Source organism: Microbispora sp. NPDC046933, assembly GCF_040644635.1.
Lineage (GTDB): Bacteria > Actinomycetota > Actinomycetes > Streptosporangiales > Streptosporangiaceae > Microbispora.
On the sequence record NZ_JBEYWW010000078.1, the window covers coordinates 1 to 8,582 of the forward strand.

The 8,582-nt window shown below is 69.6% G+C and carries 8 protein-coding genes and 1 pseudogene; 5 read left to right on the top strand and 4 right to left on the bottom strand.

The genetic code is table 11. The features are described from left to right. The 3 genes from ABZ857_RS43635 to ABZ857_RS43645 form a co-directional block, all read right to left on the bottom strand. Positions 1–342, bottom strand: a 342-nt coding sequence (locus ABZ857_RS43635) for a DUF742 domain-containing protein (RefSeq protein ID WP_357056729.1), incomplete at its 3' end; no start/stop codon positions are given. Between the two features lie 3 nt (positions 343–345). After that, positions 346–774, bottom strand: a complete 429-nt coding sequence (locus ABZ857_RS43640) for a roadblock/LC7 domain-containing protein (protein ID WP_357056732.1) — start codon at positions 772–774, stop codon at positions 346–348. Then, the gene (locus ABZ857_RS43645; protein WP_357056735.1) at positions 771–3,530 is read right to left on the bottom strand and encodes a nitrate- and nitrite sensing domain-containing protein; all 2,760 of its coding nucleotides are present in this window, start codon (positions 3,528–3,530) and stop codon (positions 771–773) included. The genes ABZ857_RS43640 and ABZ857_RS43645 overlap by 4 nt, the downstream gene beginning before the upstream one ends. Positions 3,531–3,946: 416 nt before the next feature. Between ABZ857_RS43645 and ABZ857_RS43650 the strand changes: the two genes are divergently transcribed. The 5 genes from ABZ857_RS43650 to ABZ857_RS43670 are packed head-to-tail and all read left to right on the top strand — an operon-like array spanning position 3,947 to position 8,289. Continuing rightward, complete coding sequence (locus ABZ857_RS43650) at positions 3,947–4,924, top strand: ABC transporter substrate-binding protein (protein WP_357056738.1); 978 nt, start codon at positions 3,947–3,949, stop codon at positions 4,922–4,924. Positions 4,925–4,943: 19 nt separating this feature from the next. After that, on the top strand, positions 4,944–5,717 hold the full coding sequence (locus ABZ857_RS43655) for an ABC transporter permease (RefSeq protein ID WP_357056741.1): 774 nt from the start codon (positions 4,944–4,946) through the stop codon (positions 5,715–5,717). After that, entirely contained in the window at positions 5,714–6,502 is a 789-nt protein-coding gene (locus ABZ857_RS43660) for an ABC transporter permease subunit (protein ID WP_357056744.1), read from the top strand. The genes ABZ857_RS43655 and ABZ857_RS43660 overlap by 4 nt, the downstream gene beginning before the upstream one ends. A gap of 9 nt (positions 6,503–6,511) precedes the next feature. Next, positions 6,512–7,288: an ABC transporter ATP-binding protein gene (locus ABZ857_RS43665; RefSeq protein WP_357056747.1), complete on the top strand. Its 777-nt coding sequence runs from the start codon at positions 6,512–6,514 to the stop codon at positions 7,286–7,288. Then, entirely contained in the window at positions 7,285–8,289 is a 1,005-nt protein-coding gene (locus ABZ857_RS43670) for a methyltransferase (protein ID WP_357056750.1), read from the top strand. Before ABZ857_RS43665 ends, ABZ857_RS43670 begins: the two co-directional genes overlap by 4 nt. Positions 8,290–8,436: 147 nt before the next feature. Here ABZ857_RS43670 and ABZ857_RS43675 read toward each other — a convergent pair. Beyond that, a pseudogene (locus ABZ857_RS43675) lies at positions 8,437–8,582 on the bottom strand (ATP-binding protein); the annotation flags it as partial.

Here is an 8,582-nt window from a genome sequence, read left to right on the forward strand (position 1 = left end):
CTCCGCCGCCATGTCCGCGATCACCACACGAACCACACCCAGCGGAATCCGCAGCAACGCCGACACCTCCGCCACCGACCGCACCTGACGGCACAGAGAGGCGATGGCCCGATGTTCCGGGGGCCTCGTGGACAGGTCGTAGTGCGTGGTCGTGGCGGAGGAGACCAACGCCTCCAGCGCGAGTTGCATGCGGGGCGTCGTACGTCCGCCGGTGACGGTGAACGGGCGGACCGGAGACGCGGGCTCCTGGGGGATCGGGGCGCCGGGCTGCCGTCCCCACGAGTCCGCACCGGGGTCCTGGCCCCACGGTTCCGCGCCCGGCGGCTGTCCCCACGGATCCATCCGTCACCTCCGGGGATACGACATGGCTTGGAGCTCGGCGCGGACCGCGGGCGTCAGCACCTGACCCGCCCGCTCCACCAGCAACGTCATCTGATAAGCCACCAGACCCAGATCGGAATCCGCCGCCGCCAGCACCGCCAGACAGGACCCGTCACTGATCGACATGATCAGCAACAACCCCCGCTGCATCTCCACCACCGTCTGCGTCACCGGGCCACCCTCGAACACCCGCGAGGCACCCTGCGTCAAACTGATCAACCCCGCCGCCACCGCCGCCAGCTGATCCGCCCGATCCTTCGGAAACCCCTGCGAGAACGCCAGAGGCAACCCGTCCGCGGAGACGACGACGGCGTGCGCCACCCCGGGCACAGAACTCACGAAATCATCGATCAGCCAGTTCAGGCCGCGTGCGCCCTGGCTCAGCTCACTCATGCGCCGTCCCCTTTCGTCGGGTAGCCCTCGTCCTCACTCAGTTCGCCCCTGGCCACCGCCCGGCCCTGCCGTACGCCGTGTTGCAGGCTCGCCAGCCGGCTGCGGGCCCGGTCGGGCGACAGGATCGGCTGCGAGAGGGCGGGCGCCGCCGGCGCCGCGGCCGGCTCCGCCGAGCCGGGCACCAGGTTGGCCTTCGGCACCCGCTTGGGCAGACCCGAGGCGGTCGTGCCGTCCGAGGCGGGCTTCTCGGTGGCGGCCGCCGCGGCCTGCCACCCGGCGTCCACGGACGGGGCGTGCTGCCAGCCGGATCCGGTGTCGGCGGGGGGAGTGCGCCGGAACCAGGCGGACTCGACCGAGGCGAAGATCGGCAGATACTCCTCGGCGGAGGCCGGCCCCGCCTGCGCCCCGCTCTGAGGGATCGGGGCGCCGTGTATCGGCCCGGAGATCGAGACCGGGCCGGTCGTCGCCGTCATCGGGCCGAACCCCGTCGGGACGGGTCCGGTCACCGCCGGCAGCGGCCCGGTCGCCGCTTCGTCCATGCCGGACGACCGGCCGCGTATCCGGGTGAGCGGATCATGGAGAGGCGGCGCGGCGACCCCGGAGGCCGGCAGCTGCTGACGGCCCCAGCCCCCGATGCCCTGCTGTGCCGTCCCCTGCTCGGCCTGCCGCGGGCTCCAGGCAGGGGCGAACGCCCCCGAATAGGACTCCGGCTGATGCGCCGGATGGCCCATGATGGACTCCGGCAGCAGGACCATGGCCGTCAGCCCGCCTCCGTCGTGCGGTCTGAGCTGGACCCTGATGCCGTTGCGGGCGGCGAGACGGCCGACCACGAACAGGCCCATCCGCCGCGAGACCGACACGTCCACCACTGGCGGGTTCGCCAGCCTCGAGTTCGCCTGGGAGATCTCCTCCAACGCCATGCCGATGCCGGAGTCGGTGACGGAGATCATCACACCCCCGCCGTCGATCCGGTTGCCCGAGACCACCACGCGGGTGTCGCGGGCGGAGAACGACAGCGCGTTCTCCACCAGCTCGGCGAGCAGATGGATGACGTCGTTGACGGCCTGGCCCGCGATCGAGACGTCCGAGGGGAAGTTCAGCACCACTCGCTCGTAGCCCTCGACCTCCGACAGCGAGGCCCGGATGACGTCGGTGATCTCGACGGGCCGGCTCCAGCGGCGCGCCGGCTCCTGCCCGGCGAGAACCAGGAGGTTCTCACTGTTGCGGCGCATGCGGGTCGCCAGATGGTCGAGCTTGAACAGGTCGCCGAGCCGCTGCTCGTCCTGCTCGCCCTGCTCCAGGCCGTCGATCAGGGTGATCTGGCGTTCCACGAGGGTCTGGGTGCGGCGCGACAGGTTCACGAACATCGCGTTGACGTTGCTCCGCAGCCGGGCCTCGTCGCCCGCCAGCCGGACGGCCTCGCGGTGAACTTCATCGAAGGCCCGCGCGACCTCGCCGATCTCGTCGGCGGACACCACGCCGATCGGCTGCACCTCGGCCCGCCCCGCCGCGTCGTCCTCGGACTCGCGCAGCCGCTGCACCAGTGCGGGCAGGCGGTGCCCGGCGACCTCCAGCGCCTCGCTGCGCAGCCGCCGCAGCGGCCGTACGAGGGAGCGCGCCATGACGGCGGTGATGAGCAGGACCAGGAGCAGGACGACGACGACCATCGTGATGTTGAGGACGGCCACGTTCCGGGCGGAATCCTGCAGGGCGGTGCTCCGAGTGACGATCGACTTGCTCAGGTCGGCGGTCACGTCGCGCATGAGGTCGGCCTGCTCGCTGATCGCGTCGAACCAGCGGTCGGCGTCGGCCCCCCTGCCGCTGAGGTTGCGGATGGGCTGCCCGGTGCCGACGAGGTACAGCGCCCGGTCGATGAAGAACCGCGCCCGGTCCACCTTCTGGTCGGTGACCGTGTCGTTGTAGAGCTGCCGCTCGTCGGTGGTGGCCACGGCGGTGAACGCCGCCAGCTCGCTCTGCTCCCTGGCCGCCGCGCCGGTGAAGGCGTCGAGCTCGGCCTGGTCGAGCCTCTGGCGGGCCAGTCCCATGGCGAGCAGCGCGCGCTGCTCCGACACCGCCTCCTTGGCCCGCGCGAGCGCCCCGAGTGCCTTGATGCTCGCGTACAGCCCTTCGTCCGGAACTCCCTGACCCGCCGCGTCGTACAGCTTCAGCAGGTCGTCGGTGACGAGCCGGTAATTCTCCATGCCGCGCAGCGGCGGGAGCTGCGACTCGAGCACGATCTTCCGGAACGCGGTCAGGTCCGCCAGCCGGGCCAGGGCCCGCGACAGGTCCTCCCGGCCGAGCCCGCCCAGCGCGTCCCCGCTCGTCTCGGCCCGGACGCGCACCTGCTGCGCGGCGGCGTCCACGGCGTCGTGCTGGTCGTTCACGAGACCGAGCAGGCTTCTGTCACGACGGCCGCCCGCGACGTACTTGATCGACAGGTCCCGCTCCAGCTGGAGTTCGTGGACGAGCACGCCGACGTTGCCGACGAGCTCGACGGCCTCGCGCACCCGCTGGTAGTCGGCGGCGCTGGAGATCGAACTCGTCACCCGCAGGCCGCCGAGCAGGACCGCGACGACGGTGGGCAGCACGATCAGCGCGACGAGCCGGGTTCGCACCCGCCAGTTCTTCAGCTGAATCGAGTTGCCGGTCGCGGGCCCGCCGGATGGCCCGCCGTCCGCGGAGGACGCGCCGCCGGCGGGCTCGGCAACCGGTTCGGGCTCGGCGCGGCGGCCACTCTCGATCGTTGCTGTCCTCACTGGCGCAACCTCTCGCGCTGAATCTCAGGGGGATAAGGCTCCGGGGTCGCTCTAATGCGAGAGCCCTCACATCACCGGGCAATTTGAGCATAAGGCGTCGAGATAGACAAAGCGCTTGGGATTTTGGAGCGATCCAGTGTTTCGCCCCGCCCCAAACGCATATCTTCGAGGCGGCGGCGATCAGGGAGAAGGCAATATCGGACGGGAGATGCACGACGACCCCCACCATGGAACCGGTCCAAGCCTTGCCCGTAATTCCAAATGATGACAGAGGTGATTTACTCCTCAATTTGACTACAATCGTGACTCAAACACATCGAATCCGCACGGCTCCTGTACGCTTCTCGCCCGTCGCCGTCTATGCGGGACGACCCGTCGCGGGCGGCCACCTCAACACTCCAGACAAAGGAGACTTCATGAGGCTTATAAGGCGTACTCTCGCCGTCGGCGCCGTGGCCGTCCTGGCGCTCACCGCTTGCGGCAACTCGGACACGACGTCCTCCTCTTCCTCTGGCAACGGACTCGAGAAGACGACGCTGAAGGTGGGCACGATCCCGGTGCCGGACAGCGCGCCGTTGCAGGTGGCGATCGATCGGGGGTTCTTCAAGGCAGAGGGCCTGGAGGTGCAGCCCGAGGTGGTCGCCGGCGGCGCCGTCGCCACCCAGAAGCTGCTGGGCGGAAGCCTCGACCTTTCGCTCGGCGCGTACGTCGGCACTTTCCTCGCCCAGGACAAGGGCGTCGGGAAGTTCAAGTATGTCGCGGACAGTTACGGCGCCGCTCCCGGCGCTTTCGTCATTATGGTCAAAAAGGACTCCCCGATCAAAACTGTTGCAGACCTCAAGGGGAAGACCATAGCGGTCAACGTCCTCAACAGCGTCAGCCAACTGACGGCCGAAGTGCAGATGAAGGTGGCCGGGGTGACCGCGACCCCGAGCCAGTTCGTGGAGAAGAAGTTCCCCGACATGCCCCCCGCCCTGGAAAGCGGCCAGGTCGACGCGGCGGCGATGACCGAGCCAGTCATCACCGTGGAATCAAAAGCGGGTGGCCGAATCATCGTCGATGAGATGACCGGCCCGACCGAAAATCTTCCCATCGCCGGCTGGTTCACCACCGACGCCATCGCGAGCAAATATCCGAAGGCGATAGCCGCGTTCCAGCGGGCGCTCGGCAAGGCGCAGGCGCTCGTCGCGAAGGACCGCAAGATCGTCGAGGAGACGCTGCCCAAGTACACCAAGATCGACGCCGCCACCGCGGCCGTCATCTCCCTGGGCTCCTACCCGACCTCCCTCAGCGAGACCCGCCTGCAGCGCGTGGCCGACCTGATGAAGGAGTACGGCTACCTCAAGAACGATCTGGACGTGAAGTCGATGATCCTGCCGCCCCCGGCGAGCTGACGGAGATCCCGCACCTGCCATGGAACACGCACGAGTCCTCCGCGGCGCCGCCGGCGTCGCGGGGTTCCTCGCCGCGGCCGAGATCGTCGGCGCGACCGGCCTGATCGACGACCGCTTCCTGCCCCGCATGTCCACGATCCTCCGCGGCGCGGCGGAACTGCTCGTCGACCAGGAGTTCCTCGCCGACGCGCGTGCCTCGCTCGCCGCGTGGGGGCTCGGGCTGCTGCTGACCGTGGCGGTGGCGGTCCCGGCCGGACTCGCGCTCGGGGCCCTGCCGCCCGTGGAGCGGGCCGTACGGCCGCTGATCGAGTTCCTCCGGCCCATCCCGTCGGTCGCCATCGTCCCGCTCGCGATCCTGCTCTTCAGCGACAACCTGCATCTGAGGGTGGCCGTCGTCGTCTACGCGGCATCCTGGCCGATCGTCATCAACACGATCTACGCGCTGCGGGACGTCGACCCGCTCGCCAAGGAGACCCTGCGCAGCTTCGGGTTCGGTCCGGTGTCCGTACTGCTCCGGGTGGCGCTGCCCAGCGCCGCGCCCTTCATCGCGACCGGGATCCGCGTCGCCGCCGGCACCGCCATCATCCTCGTGATCAGTGCGGAGTTGCTCGCAGGAGGGGCGGAGGGCGTCGGGATCTACATCACGGAGGCCGCGAGCGGCAACCGGATGGACCTGATGCTCGGCGCGGCCCTGTGGGCAGGCCTGTTCGGCGTCCTGTCCAACACCGCCCTGGTCGCGGTGGAGCGCAGGCTGTTCCGCTGGCACGACGTACGCACCGGAGCCGCCCGATGAACGTGATCAGAGCCGTCGGCCGTCTCTGGCTGGTGCCCGTGACGCTCGTGGCCTGGGAGATCGCCACCCGCGCCGCCGAGCAGCCGTTCTTCCCTCCCCCGTCGGCGACGCTGGCCCGGATGGGCGAGATGTGGCTGTCCGGCCCGCCCGCTCATCTCCTGCTGACGGAGCAGGCGATGGACGACTTCGGACCCAGCCTCGCCCGCCTGTTCGCCGGGTGGACGCTGGCCGCGGTCCTCGGGGTCGTCGCCGGAATCGCCATCGGCTGCTCCCCCCGCCTGTCCGGCTACCTTGACCCGCTGATCCATCTCGGCCGGGCCGTGCCACCGCCGCTGCTGGTGCCCTTCTTCCTCGCCCTGCTGAAGCTGAGCACGCCGGCGCAGCTCACGACGATCGTGTTCGGGATCATCTGGCCGATCCTCCTCAACACCATCGACGGCACCCGGACGGTGGACCGTCAGCACCTGGAGACCGCGCGCATCTTCGGGTTCTCGACGGCCCAGCGGCTCACCAGAGTGATCGTTCCCGCCGCGATGCCCAAGATCTTCGCCGGCCTGCGGCTGGCCCTCTCACTGGCCCTGATCCTGCTGATCATCGCCGAGATCCTCGCCGGCTCCGGCGGCCTGGGCTACCGGCTCCTGTCGGCGCAGCGCAGCTACCTCTACCCCGACATGTGGGGCTGCCTGGTGGTGCTCGGCCTCCTCGGCTATCTGCTCAACTCCGCGTTCCTGCTGTTGGAACGGCGCGTTCTCGCCTGGCACAGGAACGCCAGGCAGACCACCTAGGAAGGCATCGTGCTCGAGATCACCGATCTGGTCCACTCGTACGGTACGCATCGCGTTCTCGACGGGGTGAGCATCCGCGCCGCCGAGGGCGAACTCGTCTGCGTCGTGGGCCCCTCCGGCTGCGGCAAGTCCACTCTGCTGCGGTCCGTCGCCGGTCTCATCCGTCCCACCGGGGGCCGGGTGCTGATCGGCGGCCGGCCCGTCGATCGCATTCCCGACAACCTGGCCGTCGTCTTCCAGGACTACAGCCGTTCGCTCTACCCCTGGATGACCGCCGCGAACAACGTGGCGCTGCCGCTGCGACGCCGCGGGCAGGATCGGCGGCGCCGCAGGGAGGCGGCGATGGCCGCGCTGGATCAGGTCGGCCTGGCCGACGCCGCGGAGAAGTACCCCTGGGAGATGTCCGGCGGAATGCAGCAACGGGTCTCCATCGCCCGCGCTCTCGCCTACCGCCCGTCCCTGCTGCTGATGGACGAGCCCTTCGGCTCAGTGGACGCGCAGACCCGCGAGGACCTGGAAGACCTGGTGCTGCGGGTCTGCGCGCATCACGGCATGACGACCCTGCTGATCACGCACGACATCGACGAAAGCGTCTACGTCGGCGACCGAGTGATCGTCCTCACCCGGTCACCGGCCCGGGTCGCCGCCGACCTGCCGGTCGACCTGGGCGAATCACGCGACCAGATCGCAACGCGGCAACTCGACGCGTTCGTCCGGCTGCGTGCCGAAGTGGGCCGCCTGGTCCGAGGCGGCTCCCCCACCTCAACTGTTCTGGAGAAGCATTGATCGACTCCACCGGCCCCGTCTGGGACGCCATCGTCGGGCTCTCCCGGTTCGCCGCGCTCGCCGCGATGGCCGAGCTGAACTGCGCCGAACACCTGGCCTCCGGCCCGATGGACGTGCCGGAGCTCGCCAAGGCGTGTGACGCGCACGAGCCCTCCCTGGCGCGCGTGCTGCGGGAACTCGAGACGGTCGGGGTGGTCCGCGCCGTCACGCCGGGGACGTACGAGCTGACCGAGGAGGGTCAGACGCTGCGTGACGGCGTTCCGGGCAGCATGCGCTCCGCCCTGCGTATCGCGGCCGAGAACGGTTACTGGTACGCCATGGGCAACCTGGCGCAGACCGTGAAGGACGGGCGGTCCGCCTTCATCGCGCGATTCGGCCCCTTGTACGGCTATTTCCAGGAGCATCCCGAGGCCGCCCGCCTGTTCAACGAGTACATGGCCATCCGCGCGGCACCGCTGGAGGCCGCTCTGGCCACCACCTACGACTTCACCGGCGTGAAGACGTTCGTGGACGTCGCCGGGGGAACCGGGCACCTGCTGGCGGCGGTGCTCGACCGGCACCCCGGCATGCGCGGCGTGCTCTTCGACATCGCGCACGTGGTCGAGAACGCCAGGGAGTCCCTGAGCGCACGGGGCCTCGGCGACCGGTGCGAGTTCGAGAGCGGCGACTTCTTCGAGAGCGTGCCCGCAGGCGGGGACCTCTATCTGCTGGCCAGCATCATCCACAACTGGAGCGACGAGGCGAGCCTGCGCATCCTCGCCAACGTGCGGAAGGCGGCGCCCCGCCACGCCCGGGTGCTGCTGCTGGAAATGGTGCTGCCGGACGACGCCACGCCCCACATCGGCAAGGATCTCGACATGCGCATGCTCGCGTTGACCGACGGCGGGATGGAGCGCACGTTGAGCGAATACACCCGGCTGCTCGGCGAGGCCGGTTTCACACTCTCCCGCATTCTGCCGCTGCCCGCCGGGGCGAGCCTGATCGAGGCCCTGCCCTGCTGAGCAGGGGATGCCTGACAAAATTCTGAGCCCGCGACAACTGTCGTGGGTTGGGCGAGAACGCGGCGTCCGGGCCCCATGGAAAGTCCGAGCCTGCGAGGGGTTTCCATGGGGTGGAGCCGACGCTGCCCAAGCCACGCGCGTGATCGATCAGACACGACCTCGCTGGAAACCGGGGCCGGGGACGGCGACCCACATGGTCAGGGCGTGTTCGACGAGCGTGATCAGGGTGCTCTTGACCGACTCACGGTCACGGGCGTCGGTACGGACGATCGGGACCCCCGGCGACAACGTCA